The 19,919-nt window shown below is 40.5% G+C and carries 18 protein-coding genes; 1 reads left to right on the plus strand and 17 read right to left on the minus strand.

Features of this window, described 5'->3' with window-relative positions; genetic code table 11:
* Positions 1–85: 85 nt before the first annotated feature.
* The 12 genes from ASC42_RS00480 to ASC42_RS00535 all read right to left on the minus strand — a co-directional run bounded on the left by ASC42_RS00480 (position 86) and on the right by ASC42_RS00535 (position 13,415).
* Positions 86–1,114, minus strand: coding sequence for a glyceraldehyde-3-phosphate dehydrogenase (locus ASC42_RS00480; protein ID WP_055440070.1), 1,029 nt, complete (start codon positions 1,112–1,114; stop codon positions 86–88).
* 106 nt (positions 1,115–1,220) lie between these two features.
* Positions 1,221–1,823, minus strand: a complete 603-nt coding sequence (gene coaE / locus ASC42_RS00485; RefSeq protein ID WP_072242627.1) for a dephospho-CoA kinase — start codon at positions 1,821–1,823, stop codon at positions 1,221–1,223.
* An 11-nt stretch (positions 1,824–1,834) separates the two neighbouring features.
* Positions 1,835–2,458 (minus strand): sporulation membrane protein YtaF, encoded by a 624-nt coding sequence (ytaF, locus tag ASC42_RS00490; RefSeq protein ID WP_055440071.1) that lies wholly within the window; start codon positions 2,456–2,458, stop codon positions 1,835–1,837.
* A gap of 67 nt (positions 2,459–2,525) precedes the next feature.
* Positions 2,526–3,347, minus strand: a complete 822-nt coding sequence (mutM, locus tag ASC42_RS00495) for a DNA-formamidopyrimidine glycosylase (RefSeq protein ID WP_055440072.1) — start codon at positions 3,345–3,347, stop codon at positions 2,526–2,528.
* Between the two features lie 16 nt (positions 3,348–3,363).
* Positions 3,364–5,991 carry a DNA polymerase I gene (gene polA / locus ASC42_RS00500; protein ID WP_055440073.1) on the minus strand — a complete coding sequence of 876 codons (2,628 nt, stop codon included), beginning with the start codon at positions 5,989–5,991 and terminating at the stop codon, positions 3,364–3,366.
* Positions 5,992–6,185: 194 nt separating this feature from the next.
* Complete coding sequence (gene pnpS, locus ASC42_RS00505; RefSeq protein ID WP_055440074.1) at positions 6,186–7,949, minus strand: two-component system histidine kinase PnpS; 1,764 nt, start codon at positions 7,947–7,949, stop codon at positions 6,186–6,188.
* Positions 7,942–8,658, minus strand: a complete 717-nt coding sequence (locus ASC42_RS00510) for a response regulator transcription factor (RefSeq protein WP_032100353.1) — start codon at positions 8,656–8,658, stop codon at positions 7,942–7,944. The genes pnpS and ASC42_RS00510 overlap by 8 nt, the downstream gene beginning before the upstream one ends.
* Positions 8,659–8,748: 90 nt before the next feature.
* On the minus strand, positions 8,749–9,219 hold the full coding sequence (locus ASC42_RS00515; RefSeq protein WP_055440075.1) for a MaoC/PaaZ C-terminal domain-containing protein: 471 nt from the start codon (positions 9,217–9,219) through the stop codon (positions 8,749–8,751).
* Positions 9,220–9,272: 53 nt separating this feature from the next.
* Positions 9,273–10,211 (minus strand): malate dehydrogenase, encoded by a 939-nt coding sequence (gene mdh, locus ASC42_RS00520; RefSeq protein WP_032100355.1) that lies wholly within the window; start codon positions 10,209–10,211, stop codon positions 9,273–9,275.
* A 23-nt stretch (positions 10,212–10,234) separates the two neighbouring features.
* A complete protein-coding gene (icd, locus tag ASC42_RS00525) occupies positions 10,235–11,509 on the minus strand; it encodes an NADP-dependent isocitrate dehydrogenase (protein WP_055440076.1) in 1,275 nt (424 codons plus the stop codon).
* Positions 11,510–11,579: 70 nt separating this feature from the next.
* Positions 11,580–12,698: a citrate synthase gene (citZ, locus tag ASC42_RS00530; protein WP_055440077.1), complete on the minus strand. Its 1,119-nt coding sequence runs from the start codon at positions 12,696–12,698 to the stop codon at positions 11,580–11,582.
* Positions 12,699–12,959: 261 nt separating this feature from the next.
* On the minus strand, positions 12,960–13,415 hold the full coding sequence (locus ASC42_RS00535; protein WP_072242629.1) for a DUF441 domain-containing protein: 456 nt from the start codon (positions 13,413–13,415) through the stop codon (positions 12,960–12,962).
* 87 nt (positions 13,416–13,502) lie between these two features.
* On the opposite strand from ASC42_RS00535, the gene ytvI reads away from it, so the two are divergent.
* Positions 13,503–14,621: a sporulation integral membrane protein YtvI gene (gene ytvI / locus ASC42_RS00540; RefSeq protein WP_055440078.1), complete on the plus strand. Its 1,119-nt coding sequence runs from the start codon at positions 13,503–13,505 to the stop codon at positions 14,619–14,621.
* An 18-nt stretch (positions 14,622–14,639) separates the two neighbouring features.
* Here ytvI and ASC42_RS00545 read toward each other — a convergent pair whose 3' ends face one another.
* The 5 genes from ASC42_RS00545 to accD all read right to left on the minus strand — a co-directional run bounded on the left by ASC42_RS00545 (position 14,640) and on the right by accD (position 19,870).
* Positions 14,640–15,032, minus strand: coding sequence for an FxsA family protein (locus tag ASC42_RS00545; protein ID WP_082435655.1), 393 nt, complete (start codon positions 15,030–15,032; stop codon positions 14,640–14,642).
* A gap of 45 nt (positions 15,033–15,077) precedes the next feature.
* Positions 15,078–16,838, minus strand: a complete 1,761-nt coding sequence (gene pyk, locus ASC42_RS00550; protein WP_055440080.1) for a pyruvate kinase — start codon at positions 16,836–16,838, stop codon at positions 15,078–15,080.
* Positions 16,839–16,886: 48 nt separating this feature from the next.
* Complete coding sequence (gene pfkA / locus ASC42_RS00555; RefSeq protein WP_055440081.1) at positions 16,887–17,846, minus strand: 6-phosphofructokinase; 960 nt, start codon at positions 17,844–17,846, stop codon at positions 16,887–16,889.
* 189 nt (positions 17,847–18,035) lie between these two features.
* Complete coding sequence (accA, locus tag ASC42_RS00560; RefSeq protein ID WP_055440082.1) at positions 18,036–19,013, minus strand: acetyl-CoA carboxylase carboxyl transferase subunit alpha; 978 nt, start codon at positions 19,011–19,013, stop codon at positions 18,036–18,038.
* On the minus strand, positions 18,998–19,870 hold the full coding sequence (gene accD / locus ASC42_RS00565) for an acetyl-CoA carboxylase, carboxyltransferase subunit beta (RefSeq protein ID WP_055440083.1): 873 nt from the start codon (positions 19,868–19,870) through the stop codon (positions 18,998–19,000). Before accD ends, accA begins: the two co-directional genes overlap by 16 nt.
* Positions 19,871–19,919: the final 49 nt, after the last annotated feature.

The raw sequence follows: 19,919 nt of genomic DNA on the forward strand, positions 1-19,919 counted from the left end.
TATACTTCGTTTATATTTTTTTTTCAATATCGTTTTTTGTTTTTTTATAAAATGGGTAGAAAAATAACGCTGGGAACCCCCAGCGTTATGACATCGTAACCGTTTCATTTTTTAACAATTGTTTCGCAACAAACTTTGTTAAGTCGACAACGCGACACGAATAGCCCCATTCATTATCATACCATGCTAATACTTTTACTTTCCGATTTTCGATCACCATCGTGGACAACCCATCAACAATGGCAGAATGTGGATTTGTATTAAAATCAATCGACACAAGCGGTTCCATCGTCACGTCTAAAATGCCTTTTAGAGATCCACGCGCAGCTTGCATAAACACCTCGTTTACTTCATCGACGGTGACGTCTTTTTTCACATCGACAACAACGTCAACAAGTGAAACGTTTGGTGTCGGAACGCGCAACGCCATACCATGCATTTTCCCTTTTAAATGTGGTAATACGAGTGCTAACGCTTTCGCTGCACCTGTTGTTGTCGGAATGATCGATTGTGCGCATGAACGTGCACGACGTAAATCTTTATGCGGATTGTCAATATTTTTTTGGTCGTTCGTATATGCGTGGACGGTTGTCATGAGTCCATTTTCGATCCCAAATGCTTCATCAAGCACTTTCACAACAGGCGCTAAACAGTTTGTTGTACATGAAGCGTTTGAAATGACCACATGCTCTGGAGAAAGCATATGTTCATTGACTCCCATAACAATCGTTACGTCCTCATCTTTTCCAGGTGCAGTTAAAATGACGCGCTTCGCTCCTGCTTCGACGTGCATCATTGCTTTTTCTTTTGCGTTAAACTTTCCTGTTGCTTCAATAACAATATCGATTTGAAGTTCTCCCCATGGTAATAGCCGTGGATCACGTGAATTCAGCAATTGTACTTTTTTTCCGTTTACAATTAAGCCGTCTTCAACCGCAATGACATCTCCGTCAAATTTACCGTGGTTTGAATCATATTTTATTAAATGAGCTAACGTTTCAGGCGGATAGCTCGCATTAATCGCTACAATGTCAAGATCATGCTCCATAATAGCTCTTCGGAACACCATACGTCCGATGCGTCCGAACCCGTTAATCGCTACTCTCGCTTTCATTATATAGCCCCTTTCAATATATGTGTTATACTATTTATCTGTTATATACAAAAATAGTATAACATTTTTAAGGTGTTTATGCTATAAAAAAATAAAAAAAGGCGTCCTATTTTTCAAGGACACCCCATCGCATTAAACATGTGTGCAATTGTTTTTTCGTTTCTTCAATCGTTCCATTATTATCGATGATCTCATCTGCTTTTTTTCTTTTTTCTTCAAGTGGCATTTGTGCTTTTATCCGCGCCCATGCTTCTTCAACCGAAAATCCATTACGCTCACGAAGGCGACGAAGTTGAGTTTGTTCATCAACATACACAACGAGAATACGGTCAACGAGATACTCTAATTTACTTTCAAATAAAAGGGGAATGTCAAGAACAACTGCTTTTTCCCCTTCTTTTGCATATTTTTCTTTCTGTTGCAACATATGTTTGCGAACAAGTGGATGAACAATGGCATTTAACTGTTTTCGCTTTTGTTCATCATGAAATACGATCGCACCAAGCTTACGTCGATCAATTGCACCATTTGAATCTAAAATGTCGCTCCCAAACGTCTCTATAATCGGTTGATATGCGTCGCCATCAACTGATGTGACACGATGAGCGATTTCATCTGCATCGATGACAGGAATATGTAAGTCACGGAACATTGCCGCGACCGTACTTTTCCCACTAGCGATGCCCCCAGTTAATCCGATCGTTAACACCGCCTTCACCCCTACCTCATTTTAAAAATACCAATAACAATAAGCATAATCCCAGGTAAAAACGAGTATTTTTGTAGCCAGTCATACTTCCTAAACGATTTTCCAATTTTTAACCCACTAAATAAAAAACTAAAGCTAAGCAAACAAACGAGAAATGTAGTAAACAACACAGAATAATTTAAAAGCGCAGCGCTCACGCCTGCTCCAAACGCATCGAGCGACAGGGCGATGCCTAAAAATACCGCCTCCATCCCTGTAATCGTTCCCGAGCGGTCAAAATCAGCCATCGTCGGTTTGCGTAAAATTTGAATGACAATACCGAGCGAACGAATTTCTACGTTCATTAAAAACTTTTCTTCATTGTCATCTCTTTTAAGCATAAATTGAATGATCATCCATAATCCTAATATGATTAATATACTCCCACCCATTGCATTAGCAACGGTTGGTGAAAAAAACATATAAAGCATGCGACCAATGCCCATCGCTACTAAAAATGTCATGCATGAAAAAAGCGAAATAATAAGCAACGAACGAAGCGGAATGTGTACATTCCGCATACCATACGTAACACCGACAGTCAAGCCGTCGATGCTCACAGCTAAAGCAAGCAAAACTAAAGACCACGTAATCATATACGCCCGCCCCTTCCTTTGAAAAGCTACCATAGTATATGGAAGAGGCCTAGGCAATGTTCTTATGCTATGTTTGACAATGCTGACAATAATGTGTACCGCGATTAGCCACAGTTGTCTTTATAATAGGTGTCCCACAACGACGGCACGGCATGTTTGCTCGGCCGTATACATATAATTGCGTTTGAAACGTCCCTGTCTTCCCTTGCGTATTAACGTACGTTCGAACGGTACTTCCGCCTTTTTCAATCGCTTCTTGTATCGTTTGAATAATCGCTTTATGTAACGCTTCGATTTCTTGGACAGTTAGCGTAGTTGCTACACGCTCTGGAGAGATGGAAGAACGAAACAACACTTCATCGACATAAATATTACCTAATCCTGCGACAATGGTTTGATCAAGCAATGTCGCTTTAATCGTTCGCTCCGTGCGTTGAAGCTGGTCGCTAAGCCATGAAACAGTAAACTGCTCGTCAAGTGGCTCAAGTCCGATATTTGACAAAGGAGGAACGTGTAATTCTTTTCCTTTATCGAACAGATGCATCGTACCAAATTTCCGCACATCGCGATAACGAAGTTCCGTGCGATCGGTAAATGTAAAAAAGACATGCGTATGCCGATCAAATGGTGTATCTTCTTTTTCATATATATAACGTCCTTCCATACGCAAATGGGAAACAAGAGCGACATTATCCAATTGAAAAATTAAAAATTTCCCTCGCCGCTGGATGTCGTAAATTGTTTGCCCTTTCAATCGTTCGCAAAATGTCTCTACTTCAGGGTGTTGAACGATTTTCTCCCAAAGCACATTCACACGTTCGATCGTTTTACCAACAACAAGAGGAAGTAATGTACGTCGCACCGTTTCGACTTCCGGTAATTCTGGCATGCATGTTCACCCTTCCTTACTTTGCGTCATACCACGTCGGTCCAAAATGATAATCGACTTTTAGCGGAACACGTAATGAAACAGCATTTTCCATTACATCGGGAACAATGTTTTTCAACAAATGTACTTCCTCTTTTGGCGCTTCTAAAATGAGTTCGTCATGTACTTGTAGCAACAAACGAGCTTGTAGTCCTTCTTCACGTAAACGGCTAGCTAAATCAATCATCGCCTTTTTAATAATGTCCGCTGCACTTCCTTGAATTGGCGTGTTCATCGCTGTCCGCTCCGCAAAGCTACGAACATTAAAATTACTGCTCGTAATATCAGGTAAATAACGACGACGGTGAAGCAACGTCGTGACATATCCTTTTTGTTTTGCATCTTGTATAATTTCTTGCATATACCGTTTTACGCCCGGATAACTTTGGAAATAGCGCTCGATAAATTCCGCTGCTTCTTTGCGTGTAATGCCTAAGTTTTGCGACAATCCGTAGTCGCTAATCCCATAAACGATGCCGAAGTTGACAGCTTTTGCTTGCCGGCGCATTTGAGCAGTCACTTCTTCTTCTTTCACATGAAAAATATCCATCGCTGTTTTCGTATGAATGTCGAGATCATGATGAAATGCTACAATTAAATTTTCATCGTTAGCGATATGAGCTAACACCCGCAACTCAATTTGCGAATAGTCAGCAGAAAAAATCACCCAGTCATCAAAAGATGGGACGAACGCTTGGCGAATTTTTCTTCCCTCTTCAATACGAATCGGAATGTTTTGTAAATTGGGCTCCGTTGAACTTAAACGTCCTGTTTGAGTGAGCGCTTGTTGGAAAATGGTATGCACTTTTCCTGTATCTTTTCGAACAACTTTCATTAATCCTTCTACATATGTCGATTGTAATTTTCCGAGCTGACGATAATGTAAAATTTGCTCGATGATTTCATGGTACGGCGCCAATTTTTCTAAAACATCCGCCGAGGTTGAATAACCTGTTTTCGTCTTTTTTACAACCGGCAGCTGTAATTTCTCAAACAAAATCGTCCCTAGTTGTTTTGGGGAATTGATGTTAAATGTCGTTCCTGCTAATTCATAAATGCGTTGCTCAATTTGTTGAAGTTGAGCAGCGAATTCTTTCCCCATATCTTGCAAACGATTTACATCCACTTTTACACCGTAGAACTCCATCTGTGCCAAAATGAACGTAAGTGGTAACTCTAAGTGAATAAGCAATTCAAATTGTTCATTTTGTTTAAGTTCATGAATATATGTTTCTTTTAACGAAGCGATCGCTTTTGCTTTTCGTACGAGATGTTCAGCTAATACATTTGTCGGTGGAACAGCTTGTTTTGCCCCTTTTCCATATACTTCTTCGTCACTTTGTACATCTGTATATTGTTTCGTTTTTGCAATAGCCGCCACATCGCCGTTAGCATCTGTCGGATTGAGTAAATATGCGGCTAATAATAAATCGAAATCGACACCTTTGAGTTCAATACCGTGCCACTTTAGCGCAACGATCGCTCGTTTTGCATCAAATACACTTTTTTTGCATTGCTCATCTTCAAGCCACGTTTTAAATGCAGACGACGCTAAAGCAACGTCCGTCGGGATAAAAAAGTGTCCACGTTCATTGACAAGCGCAAAGCCTAAAATAGGTGCTTGATGATAATTCGCATCCATCACTTCAACAAGAAGTGTACTTTCTTTTTCCAACATATGCTCGTCAATCGTTTGAACAGTAACAAATGAAATATCTTTTAACGATCGTTGTTCTTGTGAAGACCGACCAATTTTGTCCATAAGCGATGTAAAACCGAGCTCTTGAAACAACGTTGTCACTCGCTCGACATCATACGACTGCCATGCTAATTCATCGAGCGATAGCGTCAGCGGAACATCGCGACGAATGGTAGCTAGCTGTTTACTTAATAACGCTTGTTCACGGTACGTTTGCAAGTTTTCTTTTAGTTTTTTTCCAGAAATATGTTCAAGTGAGGCAAGCACATGTTCAACCGTTCCATATTCTTTTAATAATTTTAATGCAGTTTTCTCTCCTATCCCTGGAACTCCTGGAATATTATCTGACGCATCTCCCATTAATCCTTTCAAATCAACAATTTGAGCAGGCGTTAGCCCGTACTTCTCAAATACATGTTCTGGTGTATATCGCTCTATATCTGTTATCCCTTTTTTCGTCACATGTACATGAATGCGTTCAGAGGCTAATTGTGTTAAATCACGATCACCCGAAATAATGACGACGTCAAATCCTTCTTTTTCCGCCTCCGTAGCAATCGTTCCGATAATATCATCTGCCTCATAATTTTCAAGTTCGTACGTACGAATGTTGTATGCATCAAGCAGTTCGCGTAAAAACGGAAACTGTTCCGATAATTCTGGTGGTGTTTTTTGTCTCCCACCTTTGTATTCTGTATACACTTCATGGCGAAATGTCGTTTTCCCTGCATCAAACGCGACGAGCATATGCGTCGGCTTCTCTTCTTCAATGAGCTTCATTAACATCATTGTAAAACCATAAATGGCGTTTGTATGAATACCCTTATCGTTATGTAACAGAGGCAATGCAAAAAAAGCGCGATAAGCGATGCTATTGCCGTCAATTAAGACTAATTTGTTCGCCAAACCGAAAACCTCCTCTTTGATTCACTTACGCTTATTTTACCATGATCACCGCCAAAAAAGAAAAAAGACGAGAACATTCGTTGTCCTCGCCTATTCCAAGACAATCGGCTTCTTGGATGAAGGGGTTTTCACTTGTTATGTTACCAATATTTTTTTAATACATGGTAAACTAATTGTAAATATATCGTTAAAAATCAGTCGTCTGCACAAGCATCTGCACGAAAATGAACAGTGAATGTCGTCCCTACCCCCACTTCACTTTTTACAGAAATTGTACCGTGATGCGCCTCTACTAAATGTTTCACAATCGCTAATCCAAGACCTGTACCACCTGAGTTGCGACTTCGTGCTTTGTCCACACGATAAAATCTTTCAAAAATACGTGGAATTTCCTTTTGTTCAATTCCGATACCTGTGTCACTTATATGAACGCGTAACTCTTTATCGTCTTTCTCCACATAAACTGTTACACGCCCACCAGCTGGTGTATAAGCAATAGCATTATTAATTAAATTAATAAAAATTTGTTTTAAACGATGTAAATCACCATACATATAACAAAGCGTTGCATTCGATGTACATGTCAATGTAATTTGTTTATCGTTCGCTTTTGATTCAAGCATGACAATGACTTCTTTCAATACCTCATTCAAGTCAACAACGGATATATTTAACGTAAATCCTTGCTGTTCAATTTTCGATAAATCAAGCAAATCTTGAATTAAATGTTGAAGGCGCTCACTTTCTTTTAAAATAATCGTTAAAAAATATTCAAGCGTTTGCGCATCATGCATCGCTCCATCTAATAACGTTTCAGCAAACCCTTTAATCGATGTAATCGGCGTTTTTAATTCGTGCGAAACGTTCGCCACAAAATCTTTTCTCATTTGCTCAAGCTTTTTTAGCTCAGTAATATCGTGGAACACAATAATAATTCCTTTCCACTCATCATTCGTTCCAATAATGGGCGTTCCGTACACTTCAAAATGTTTTCGTTCAATACCAATCGGAAGAAGCATTTGTTTCCTTACATTTATTTCTGTCATAAATATTTCCTCTACAAGGGCGATGACCTCTTGATGTGGAAACGCTTCATAATATAAGCGATGTATGTAATCTAATGGATCAATATGGAACATTTCCTTATACGCGCGGTTCATTAACGAAATGTACCCACGCTGATCAATTAAAATTAAGCCACTTCCCATATTTTCAATGAGAGCACGTAAGCGATCTTGCTGCATTTCTTGTGTACGAACCATCTCTTGTAAATTGCGCGCCAAAATGTTTAGCGACTGGCTAAGCATGCCTGTTTCGTCTTCTCGACTTTCATACGTTCGAGCTTTATAATTGCCACGTGCCAACTCCATCGCCACTTTTGTTGCTGCTTCTATCGGTTTCGTATACTGGTTTGTAATTTTAATACCTAATAAAAGAATGATGAAAAAAGCAATGCTCAAGCTGAACGTGAGCAACAACCAAATTTGTTCGTCCACCCGCTCAATCGCATCCATCGGCAAACTTATGACAATATATCCGAGTTGTTGATCACGTTGCCAAAATGAAACTGCATAATAATATAAGTCTTGTTCTTCTTCAAATATAACTGATTCATCTTCTTTTTTTAATAACGTTTGAATGAGCTTTTGATGACGTTTTTTATCAATCAACACGTAATTGTTTGTATCTAACAGAACTTTTCCGTCTCGATCAACAATGGTGATGCGAGCAGACAGCATATCGCTAATGGCGTTCAATCGTTGTTCAAACATATCAGACTGAAGCGATTTATTTTCCATATATAAGGCTAAAAGTTTTGCCTCTTTCTCCATTCGATCATGCACAGTATCTGCATAAAACTTTTGAAACAATTGACCTAATAGCAAACCTAGACCGAATAAAACCGACAAAATGACGGAAATAAGCCCGAGCAATAGCCGGGAGCGAAATTTATTCATCCGCTTTCGGCTCCTCCAATTTATATCCTAAGCCCCGTATCGTTTTAATATATACAGGCTTTCGCGTATCATGTTCGATTTTGTCACGCAAATGACTAATATGCACATCGACAATGCGTGTATCCCCCGCAAAGTCATAGTTCCAAACTGCACTTAATAATTGATCACGTGTCAATACACGTCCTTTATATTTCGCTAAGTATGCTAATAATTCAAATTCTTTCGGAGTGAGTTCTAATCTTTGTTGTGCAAAATATGCCTCATAACGATCTGGGAAAATTTTTAGTTGTCCGACAATAAGCGAATCGTCGCTATGTTCTTGTTTTTCTTCTTGTCCTGGTATGATTGTTCGGCGTAAAATGGCCTTAACGCGTGCTACAACTTCACGTGGGCTAAACGGCTTGGTCATATAGTCATCGGCACCTAATTCAAGCCCAAGTACTTTATCAAATTCATCATCTTTTGCTGTCAACATTAAAATAGGAGTCATCACTTTTTGTTGCCGTAGCTGCTTGCATACTTCAATCCCATCTAATTTCGGTAACATTAAATCAAGAATGATAAAATCGGGACGCTCCTCTAACGCTTTATGAAGCCCTTCTTCTCCATCATAGGCTGTCAATACGATAAACCCTGCCTGTTTTAAGTTGTACTCTAACAACGTAACGATCGACTGCTCATCATCGACAACTAACACACGTTTCGACATAACCATCCTCCAACAACGTAAATTTGTTACATTTTTATTATAACGAATGATGTAAAAAGAAAAAAATAAAAAAGAGGCAACGCCTCCTTTTTAAAAGTTATCTAGTGCTTTTTCTTCAACGAACGGATATGGCGGAACGACACGCAATGCTCCAACTAATATTTCTTCTCCATCTCGCGCAGCTTGAATCGAAATATGAATTTCATTATTTTCTTCATCCACTTCAGTCACTTCAAATAAAAATTCAACATGTTCGTAATGATATACCGGTCGTTTAAATTCAATCGTTTGGGAAATGATGTGGCTTCCTGGTCCCGGCAAATATTTTGAAACAGCCGACGTAATGATACCTGTTAACATAATGGTTGGTACAATCGGGCGTTTCCATGGCGTTTGAGATGCGTAGTCATGTTGAATATAAAGCGGATTGGCATCGTTTGTTAGCCCTAAATATAACAATAAATCCTTATCTTCGATCGCTTCCGTTAATACGAGCTTCTCACCAACGGAAATGTCTGAAATTAAACGTCCAAGTTTGCGTTTTTTGCTCAGCATACCCATCTCCCCTTTGTTTGACCATATATAAAAATTCGGGGATTCCCCCCGAATTTTTATTATTGTAATACTTTCATCACATTTTTCACCGACTCAACAGATTTTGCTAACGCTACTTTTTCTTCTTCTGTTAGCTCTAATTCGATAACTTTTTCAATTCCGTTGCCACCTAAAATGGTTGGCACACCTAAATAAATACCTTCATATCCGTATTCGCCTTCTAAATAAGCGATGGCTGGAAGAACTCGGCGCTGGTCTTTCACAATTGCTTCAACCATTTCAGCAAGGGATGCAGCGGGCGCATAATAAGCACTGCCGTTGCCAAGCAAGTTCACAATTTCACCGCCACCTTTGCGAGTACGTTCAACGATGGCGTCTAAACGATCTTTTGGAATTAACGTTTCAAGAGGAATGCCACCCGCATACGAATAGCGCACAAGTGGCACCATATCATCTCCATGACCTCCTAAAACAAATCCCGTAATGTCTTTTACAGATAAATTTAATTCTTGTGCAACAAATGTACGGAAACGTGCGGTATCCAACACCCCAGATTGACCGATCACACGGTTTTTCGGGAAACCGGATTCTTTAAACACCGTGTATGTCATCGCATCAACAGGATTCGTTAATACGATAATAAAGCAGTTCGGCGAATATTTGACGACTTCTTTCGTGACCGCCTTCATAATACTTTGGTTTGTCGTGACTAAATCATCGCGGCTCATGCCGGGTTTACGCGCAATGCCAGCGGTGATCACGACGATATCTGAATCAGCTGTATCTGCATAATCCGACGTACCGATGATGTTGGCGTCAAATCCAAGAACCGGGCTTGACTCAAGCATATCGAGCGCCTTTCCTTTTGTTGGATTTTCCAACTGCGGAATGTCGACAAGAACAATGTCCCCGAGCTCCTTTTGCGCTAAAATGAACGCTGTTGTTGCTCCCGTAAATCCAGCACCGATAATTGAGATTTTTTTACGTTTCATACCCACGTTCTTCCATCCCCTTTTTTATGTTATTCTCCCATATTTCGAATGAGAGCATCCGCGAATTCAGAACATTTCACCTCTGTTGCACCTTCCATTAAACGTGCAAAGTCGTATGTGACCACTTTAGATGCAATAGTTTTTTCCATCGAGTCAATAATCAATTTTGCTGCTTCATTCCAACCGAGATGCTCAAACATCATTACGCCAGATAAAATGACAGATGATGGGTTCACTTTGTCTAATCCTGCATATTTCGGTGCAGTTCCGTGCGTCGCTTCAAAGATCGCATGGCCTGTTTCGTAGTTAATGTTTGCACCTGGGGCGATACCGATGCCGCCTACTTGTGCTGCGAGCGCATCTGAAATGTAGTCACCGTTTAAGTTCATTGTCGCAACGACATCGAACTCACGTGGACGAGTTAAAATTTGTTGTAAGAAAATATCTGCAATCGAGTCTTTAATAATAATTTTTCCTGCTGCTTCTGCTTCCGCTTGCGCTCGGTTTGCAGCTTCCTTTCCATGCATTTCAACGATGCGGTCATATTCAGCCCAAGTAAATACTTGATCGCCGAATTCTTGCTCAGCTAATTCATAACCCCAGTTTTTAAATGCGCCTTCTGTGTATTTCATAATGTTTCCTTTATGAACGAGCGTAACCGATTTCCGACCATGCTCAATGGCATATTTAATTGCTGCGCGCACTAATCGTTTCGTACCTTCTTCTGAAATCGGCTTAATACCAATTCCAGATGTTTCAGGGAAGCGAATTTTACGCACACCCATTTCGTTTTGCAAGAAATCAATTAATTTTTTCACTTCTGGTGTTCCTTTGGCATACTCAATTCCCGCATAAATATCTTCCGTATTCTCACGGAAAATAACCATGTCTGTATCTTCAGGACGCTTAACCGGAGAAGGAACTCCTTTGAAATAACGAACCGGGCGTAAGCATACAAATAAATCGAGCTCTTGACGAAGCGCAACGTTTAATGAACGGATCCCACCACCTACTGGCGTTGTCAACGGTCCTTTAATGGCAATTATGTATTCACGAATCGTATCAAGCGTTTCCTGTGGCAACCATTCACCTGTCAATTTAAACGCTTTTTCACCAGCAAGCACTTCTTTCCAAACAATTTTGCGTTCACCTTTATAAGCTTTTTCCACAGCCGCTTCTAGCACCCGAGATGCAGCTGCCCAAATATCTGGACCTGTCCCATCTCCTTCAATAAATGGAATAATTGGATAGTTTGGAACGTTTAATACCCCATTTGTAACCGTAATTTTTTCACCTTGCATCACAATAACGACCTCCAAATTATGTAGTATAAAAAGGTGAGAAAGGCGAGTTTCTCACCTTTTGCAGCCATCCTTATGCTCGCTCTTCAAGCGGCACGTATACTTGTCTCATAGGTCCCGTATATTCAGCACGCGGACGAATGAGACGGTTGTTTTCGTATTGCTCTAAAATGTGTGCGAGCCATCCAGACATGCGACTAATTGCGAAAATCGGCGTAAATAAATCATGATCAATTCCTAAACTATGGTAAACAGAAGCAGAGTAGAAGTCAACATTTGGTGGTAATCCTTTTGCCGATGTAACGATCTCCTCAATTTTCACCGACATGTCATACCAATGTGGTTCACCTGTTAACTTCGTCAATTTTTCAGACATTTTCTTCAAGTGCTTTGCACGTGGGTCTCCATGGCGATACACACGATGACCAAAGCCCATAATTTTTTCTTTATTATTTAATTTGTTATGAATGTACGTTTCTACATTTTCAAGCGTGCCGATTTCTGTCAACATTTTCATTACCGCTTCGTTCGCTCCACCGTGAAGCGGCCCTTTCAACGCTCCAATCGCTGCTGTAATGCCAGAATATACATCAGATAAAGTCGCAACACAGACGCGCGCTGTAAATGTTGAAGCGTTCAATTCATGATCTGCATGCAGCACGAGCGCTTTATTAAACGCTTCCTCAGCGATCGGATCCGGTTCTTTACCTGTTAGCATATATAAAAAGTTTGCCGCAAAACTTAAATCTTTGCGCGGTGGCACAGGTTCTAAACCTTTTCGAATGCGCGAAAATGCAGCTACAATTGTTGATATTTTCGCTTGTAAACGAATGGCTTTCCGATAGTTTGCCTCAAGATTCATCGCTTCTGCTTCTTCATCGTACAAGCCGAGGAATGAAATCGCTGTACGAAGCGCTGCCATTGGATGAACTTGATCAAGCGGATACATTTTAAAATGATCAATAACTTGTTGCGGAATATCGGCATTTTCCGCTAACTGTTTTGTTAACATTTCTAGTTCTTCCTTATTCGGCAGTTTGCGATGCCAAAGCAAATAAACGACTTCTTCAAACGTAGCGTGTTCAGCTAAGTCATCGATATTATACCCAACATATGTGAGCGTATCATCGATGATTGAACTAATTGTGGAAGTGGTTGCTACAACCCCTTCGAGACCGCGAGTTACTGTCATCTTACATCTCTCCTTTTTCTCTTTTATTCCCCTTTTCCCATGTTGAAACGCGTCGTCGAGCGATTGCTCAAAACAGCTGAATAAAAATGCAAAGAAAATGCTTACATTTTGTTATATATTCACCTATCCGCTTTACGAAGCGAGCAGGGGAATATATACGATAGTTTCGTACATGCTCCACTACCATTATAAACAATTATCAGACTTTTGTGAACTAAAAGAAATCATAATTCAAAAATATTATTATAAAAAAGTAATCAATTAAGAAAATACATCGACTATTTTCATGATTACATATGCAATGCCAGCACCTATTAACGGGCCAACAGCGACCCCTTTAAATAAAGATACAGCTAAAATCGTCCCAAGAACAAGCGCAGTCGTCATATGTGGATCTTTCACAAGCAGTGTAACTCCTCCCTTTGCTAACAAAGCGACAGCAACCCCTGATAACATGGCAATCCAGGAATAAATCGAGCGAACAGACTCTGTCAGTTCTTTCAACCCTATTTTTCCAGTTGCAATCGGAACTAATACAGCAATCGTAATCATCGTCACACCAAGATTAATTCCCTTTTGCTCTAAATAAGGAAATATTTTAGAACTTAATCCGATACTTTTCACAACGAGTAAAAAAAGTACAGCAACAATAAGGGAATGATTTTTTGCTATCATACCAATGACAAGAAGAATAAATAAAAAAATAAATGGTTGCACGAAATACGCCCCCTTCTTTGAAACTTTTTCTTCCTTTGCATTGTATATTATAATAGTTGTAAATGACAAAAGACGGGAGGTGAGGGAATGTCGAATCAATATTTGTACAGTTCCCTTCGTTTTTTATTTGTGATCGTTGTGATTATCGCCGGATTAGCAAGCTTATATTATTTGTCCACGTTAACGTACCCGTTTTTAATTGCGTTAGCGATCGCCTTTTTCATTAATCCGATTGTCGACGTAATGGAGAAAAAAATGAAAATGCCAAGGGCGTTGGCAGTCATCGTTGTTTTAATTCTTTTACTTGCACTCGTTGCTGGGCTTGTCACCCTTCTTGTTGCAGAAATCGTGACTGGAACACAATACTTAGCAACAGTGGTGCCAAATCATTTTCAAAAACTCGTTATTTATATAGAACAGTTTGTGGCAAGCCAAATCATTCCACTCTATAACCAACTAGCTACACTTTTTAAAAATTTAGACACATCACAACAAGATACGATTATGTCAAACATTCAATCTGTTGGAACGAAAATTGCTACAACGGTCGGGCAATTTATCCAAAACATATTACAAAATATACCTTCTATCATTGGATGGTTGCCTAATTTTGCAACAATTTTTATTTTCTCGTTGCTTGCCACATTTTTTATATGCAAAGACTGGTATCGCCTAAAAGCATTGTTTCAAAAATTGTTACCAAACAAAGTGCAAACGAGCACGACAAAAGTGTTTGCCGAATTAAAAAAGGCGCTATTTGGGTTTCTTAAAGCGCAAGCGACACTCATTTCGATTACAACACTGATCGTATTAGTCGGCTTACTTGTGTTGCGAGTAGAATACGCGATTACGATCGCTCTTATTATCGGCATTGTTGATATTTTACCGTATTTAGGAACAGGATTAGTGTTTGTTCCATGGATTGTTTACGCAGCGATGAGCGGCGATACTCACTTTTCTATCGGCCTTGGTGTGTTATATCTCGTCGTTCTCGTACAGCGACAAGTGATGGAACCAAAACTTCTCTCCTCTAATATCGGACTCGATCCGTTAGCTACATTGATCGCTTTATTTGTCGGTTTCAAATTGATCGGTTTTCTCGGCTTAATCGTTGGACCTGTATTACTTGTCATTGGTCGAACACTACATCATGCTGGCGTTTTTCAAGATATTTGGAACTTTATTATCGGAAAAAAGGAAGCATAAGCCATTAGCTTATGCTTTTTATTTTCGAATATAAATCCATGTTTTTGTATAGAACATCTTCTTAAACAAGCGAACAAGCCACGGTTTTATTTTTTCACGCGCAAATGGGAGAAGTAAAATAAAACCTGCCGTATCTGTAATAAATCCCGGCGTTAGCAACAATGTTCCACCAACTAAAATACAAGCACCATCTAATAGCGCATCGCTTGGTATACGTCCGTTCTTGAACTCATATTTCACCCGCTGCACCGTATGCAATCCTTGTTTTTTCGCTAAAAATGCACCGATCATGCCTGTCAAAACGATTAGTGAAAATGTTGGCCATATACCAATTGCCTTTCCCGCCAACACAAGAACGACAATTTCTAGCGCTGGAATCACGATAAAAAGAAGAAAAAAGATGTTTTGCACATACATCCCTCCAAAATAATAAAGAAGGGGATGTCCCCTTCTTTATTATAGCACGCTCGCATGACCACGATAAATAGCACCGAAGCTCGCATCTACCGTAATGTCTTGTCCATCTTTTAAAATAGCTGTTGCGTTGTTTACACCGACAATTACCGGGATTCCTAAGCTTAAGCCAACAACAGCCGCATGGCTTGTTAAGCCACCTTCTTCGGTGATGATGGCCACAGCTTTTTCTAATGCTCTCATCATGTCCGCATCTGTCGCTGGGGCAACTAAAATGCCACCTTCTATCATTTTTTCAAGCGCTTCTCCAGCCGTTTTAGCTACAACGACTTTTCCGAATGCGGATTTACGACCAATGCCTTGGCCTTTCGCAATCATATCGCCAATCATATGCACTTTCATTAAGTTAGTCGAGCCTGTTTCTCCAACCGGAACACCTGCTGTAATGACAACAAGATCACCATGTTTCACGATACCTGTATCGATAGCCGCCTCAACAGCAATATCAAGCATCTCATCTGTTGACGTCGCATGTTGGGCAACGCGCGGATGAACACCCCAAACGAGTGCTAATTTACGAGAGACAGCTTCATTTGATGTAACAGCGATAATTGGCGCTTTTGGGCGGTATTTCGAAATCATACGCGCTGTATGACCGCTTACTGTCGGTGTCACAATTGCTGCAACATCTAAGTTTAACGCCGTGTGAGCAACCGATTGTCCAATTGCATCTGTAATTGTTGTTCCGCTTTGTTTGCTCCGTTTTGATAATAAATCGCGATATTGTAACGCTTGCTCCGTGCGCAAAGCAATGCGGTGCATCGTTTGTACCGCCTCAACTGGGTAAGCCCCTGCTGCTGTTTCTCCGGAAAGCATAATCGCATCTGTTCCATCGAAAATAGCGTTCGCCACATCGCTTGCCTCTGCACGAGTTGGTCGTGGGTTGCGTTGCATTGAATCGAGCATTTGTGTCGCTGTGATGACCGGTTTTCCAAGCGCGTTGCATTTTTTAATTAACTCTTTTTGCACAAGTGGTACTTCTTCCGCTGGAATTTCGACACCTAGGTCCCCGCGAGCAACCATTAAACCGTCTGCCACTTCTAAAATCTCATCAATATTGTCTACGCCTTCTTGATTTTCAATTTTCGGGATAATTTGAATGTGTAATGCGTTATGTTCTTCGAGTAATTCGCGAATTTCAAGCACATCGGAAGCACGTCGAACAAACGATGCAGCAATGAAGTCGATGCCTTGTTCAATACCAAAACGAATGTCATCTGCATCTTTTTCCGTAATGCCCGGTAATTTCACTTTTACGCCCGGCACGTTGACACCTTTTTTATTTTTTAGTACGCCGCCGTTCAACACTTTTGTTTTGATTTCTTTCGCTTCTTTGTCAACAGCTAATACTTCTAAACCGATTAACCCGTCATCTAATAAAATGGTTGAACCGACATGTACGTCATCAATGAGTCCTTCATAAGTAATCGAAAATTTTTCTGGTGTACCAAGTACTTCTTTCATCGAAATGGTGACTTCAGCACCTGCTTTTAATTCAATTGCACCATTTTCCATGTTGTGCGTGCGAATTTCTGGACCTTTTGTATCCAATAAAATGGCAACGGTTTTTCCAGTCATTTTTGATGCTTCACGAATGTTGCGAATGCGTGCAGCATGCTCTTCATGGCTTCCGTGAGAAAAGTTAAGACGTGCAACGTTCATTCCCGCTTCGATAAGTTGTACAAGTTTCTCTACGCTTTCACTCGCAGGACCGATCGTACAAACAATTTTCGTTTTGCGCATAAATACCCTCCTACACTTTGCATATGGAAACGATACCACAAATATCCATTAAATTGAAAGCTCTTTTGATAGTTGGTACATTTTCTGATCGACTGTATGTTTTTGGGCTAACGCTTCAATAATATCATGATCAACTAGTTGGTTATTTTGAATACCAACGCAACGTCCGCCTTTTCCTTCAAGTAACAACTCTACTGCGCGCGCACCTAGACGGCTTGCAAGGACACGGTCAAAAGCAGTTGGTGAACCACCGCGTTGGACATGACCTAATACTGTCACACGCGTTTCGAACCCTGTTGCTTCTTCGATGCGCTTACCGAATTCCACACCGCTACCGACACCTTCTGCAACAACAATGATGCTATGTTTCTTACCACGTTCATGTCCGCGTTTGAGACGCGCGACTATTTCGTCCATATCATAATCGGCTTCTGGGATTAAAATGCTTTCTGCTCCACCTGCAAGACCTGCCCAAAGCGCAATATCACCTGCATGACGTCCCATGACTTCAATGACATATGTACGTTCATGAGATGTCGCTGTATCGCGAATTTTATCAATCGCGTCAATCACTGTATTCAATGCTGTGTCAAATCCGATCGTAAAATCTGTTCCAGGAATGTCATTATCAATCGTTCCCGGCACACCAACACACGGATAGCCGTGCTCTGTTAATTTTTTCGCCCCTTGGTATGAACCGTCGCCACCAATGACAACAAGCCCCTCAATACCGTGTTTTTTCAACTGCTCAATTCCTTTTAACTGTCCTTCTAACGTTTTGAATTCTGGGCAACGGGCAGTATATAGCATCGTTCCGCCACGATGAATAATATCGCCAACATCCCCGATTTCAAGCTTTTTAATTTGACCGGCAATTAATCCTGCATATCCATGGTAAATGCCGTACACTTCTAATCCATGATAGATCGCCTTTCGGACGACTGCACGAATGGCAGCATTCATTCCCGGCGAATCGCCACCGCTTGTAAGCACACCAATTCTTTTCATCGCTCTTCACCTCTTTAAAAAAATAAAATAAGAAGTATGACCTCTTACTTTAAGATAACATGAAGGTATATGGAACACAATACATAATGAAATGTTTCACAAAACGTTGATTTTTTTGCACTACAAAAAGTTTGCCCAAAGTCGTCTATTTCATGTAAAGAAAAAGGCCATCTAAACGGATGACCTTTTTTACATAACCGAAACATGCTGTTCGGAATCAATGAAATCGCCAATTTTCTTATATTTTTCGTATCGTTGAGCAATCAACTGTTCAGCATGTAATGGAAGTAATTCACGCAAGGAACGCTTAAGCACATCATCAATATATTTCGCTTGTTCATCTACATTTCGATGGGCACCACCGCGCACCTCAGGAATCACTTCATCGATGATACCAAGCTGTTTCAAATCTTTCGCCGTAATTTTCATCGTTTCGGCAGCTTTTTTTGCAAGTGATGCATCTTTCCATAAAATTGCTGCTGCTCCTTCTGGCGAAATAACGGAATACGTTGAATTTTCAAGCATGTGAACGTAGTTTCCGACACCGAGTGCAAGCGCACCACCGCTTCCCCCTTCGCCAATGACAATGCATACAACGGGAACTGTCAATCCCGCCATTTCAAATAAGTTTCGCGCGATGGCCTCGCTTTGTCCTCGTTCTTCTGCCGCTTTTCCAGGGTATGCCCCTTTCGTATCAATAAAACAAATAATCGGACGCCCAAACTTTTCAGCTTGTTTCATTAAGCGAAGCGCTTTTCGATATCCTTCTGGATGTGGCATGCCAAAATTGCGACGAATATTTTCTTTCGTATCTTTCCCACGTTGGTGGCCAATGACAGTCACAGGCAACCCATGATATTTTGCAATTCCCCCTACGATCGCTTCATCATCACCAAAACAACGATCACCGTGACATTCAAAAAAGTTTGTAAACAAACGTTCAATATAATCAAGCGTTGTCGGGCGATTCGGATGACGTGCAATTTGTACACGATCCCATGGACCTAAATTGGCATAAATGTCATTCTCAAGTTTTTCAAGTCGGGCTTCTAATTTGTTGATTTCATCGGAAAAATCGACGTCGCGATACTTTGTAAATTCTTTCAATTCACTAATTTTTTTCCGTAATTCTACAAGTGGTTTCTCAAATTCTAATTCGTATGCCATTCGTCTCCACCTCGCGATTGGTGAATGTCTAATACATTCGTTAATACGTCTTTTAGCTCGTGACGCAGAATCACAGCATCTAGTTGTCCATGTTTCAATAAAAATTCCGCTGTTTGAAAATCTTCTGGCAACTCTTCACGAACGGTTTGTTCAATGACACGTCGTCCTGCAAAACCGATGAGCGCCCCCGGCTCAGCGAAATTGTAATCCCCAAGCGAGGCGAAACTTGCTGATACACCACCTGTCGTCGGATGAGTCATCACTGAAATAATAAGTCCACCTTGTTCGCTAAACAGTTTTAACGCTGCGCTCGTTTTCGCCATTTGCATTAAACTTAATACACCTTCTTGCATGCGCGCTCCACCTGAAGCGGTGAAAATAATAAAAGGCACTGATTTTTCCATTGCTCGTTCGATGGCACGTGCGATTTTTTCTCCGACAACCGATCCCATACTTCCCATGCGAAAGCGAGAATCCATTACGGCAATGACGATAGGAAACCCGTTAATCATTCCTTCCCCTGTGACGACCGCTTCATTTAGTTTTGTTTTTTCACGATCTTCCTCGACTTTTTCAATATATTGAGGAAAATCGAGCGGATTTTTAGAAAGAAGGTGACGATCGTATTCTTGAAACGTTCCTTCATCTAATAAACACGCAATGCGCTCTGGAGCAGACATCGGATGATGATAACCGCATGATATACAAACGCGTAAGTTTTTCACTAGTTCTTTTGTATACATAATTTTTTTACATTTTGGACATTTCGTCATAATGCCTTCTGGTACATCTTGCTTCGCTTGTTCAGACGGAATGGTGGCATACTTTTTCCTTTTAGAGAACAAATCTTTCAGCACATGTTTCCCTCCCCTACTTAGTCCATTTCTACTTTACCGAATAGAGACA

Origin of the sequence: Anoxybacillus suryakundensis (assembly GCF_001418025.1) — a bacterium.
GTDB lineage: Bacteria > Bacillota > Bacilli > Bacillales > Anoxybacillaceae > Anoxybacillus > Anoxybacillus tengchongensis.

Bases quoted from the DNA above. Each gene is read 5' to 3' on its own strand.
- ASC42_RS00480 (WP_055440070.1), bottom strand. From the start codon at position 1,114: ATGAAAGCGAGAGTAGCGATTAACGGGTTCGGACGCATCGGACGTATG.
- ytaF (WP_055440071.1), bottom strand. From the start codon at position 2,458: ATGATTACGTGGTCTTTAGTTTTGCTTGCTTTAGCTGTGAGCATCGAC.
- mutM (WP_055440072.1), bottom strand. From the start codon at position 3,347: ATGCCAGAATTACCGGAAGTCGAAACGGTGCGACGTACATTACTTCCT.
- pnpS (WP_055440074.1), bottom strand. From the start codon at position 7,949: ATGAATAAATTTCGCTCCCGGCTATTGCTCGGGCTTATTTCCGTCATT.
- ASC42_RS00510 (WP_032100353.1), bottom strand. From the start codon at position 8,658: ATGTCGAAACGTGTGTTAGTTGTCGATGATGAGCAGTCGATCGTTACG.
- ASC42_RS00515 (WP_055440075.1), bottom strand. From the start codon at position 9,219: ATGGGTATGCTGAGCAAAAAACGCAAACTTGGACGTTTAATTTCAGAC.
- citZ (WP_055440077.1), bottom strand. From the start codon at position 12,698: ATGACAGTAACTCGCGGTCTCGAAGGGGTTGTAGCAACCACTTCCACA.
- ytvI (WP_055440078.1), top strand. From the start codon at position 13,503: ATGTCGAATCAATATTTGTACAGTTCCCTTCGTTTTTTATTTGTGATC.
- pyk (WP_055440080.1), bottom strand. From the start codon at position 16,838: ATGCGCAAAACGAAAATTGTTTGTACGATCGGTCCTGCGAGTGAAAGC.
- pfkA (WP_055440081.1), bottom strand. From the start codon at position 17,846: ATGAAAAGAATTGGTGTGCTTACAAGCGGTGGCGATTCGCCGGGAATG.
- accA (WP_055440082.1), bottom strand. From the start codon at position 19,013: ATGGCATACGAATTAGAATTTGAGAAACCACTTGTAGAATTACGGAAA.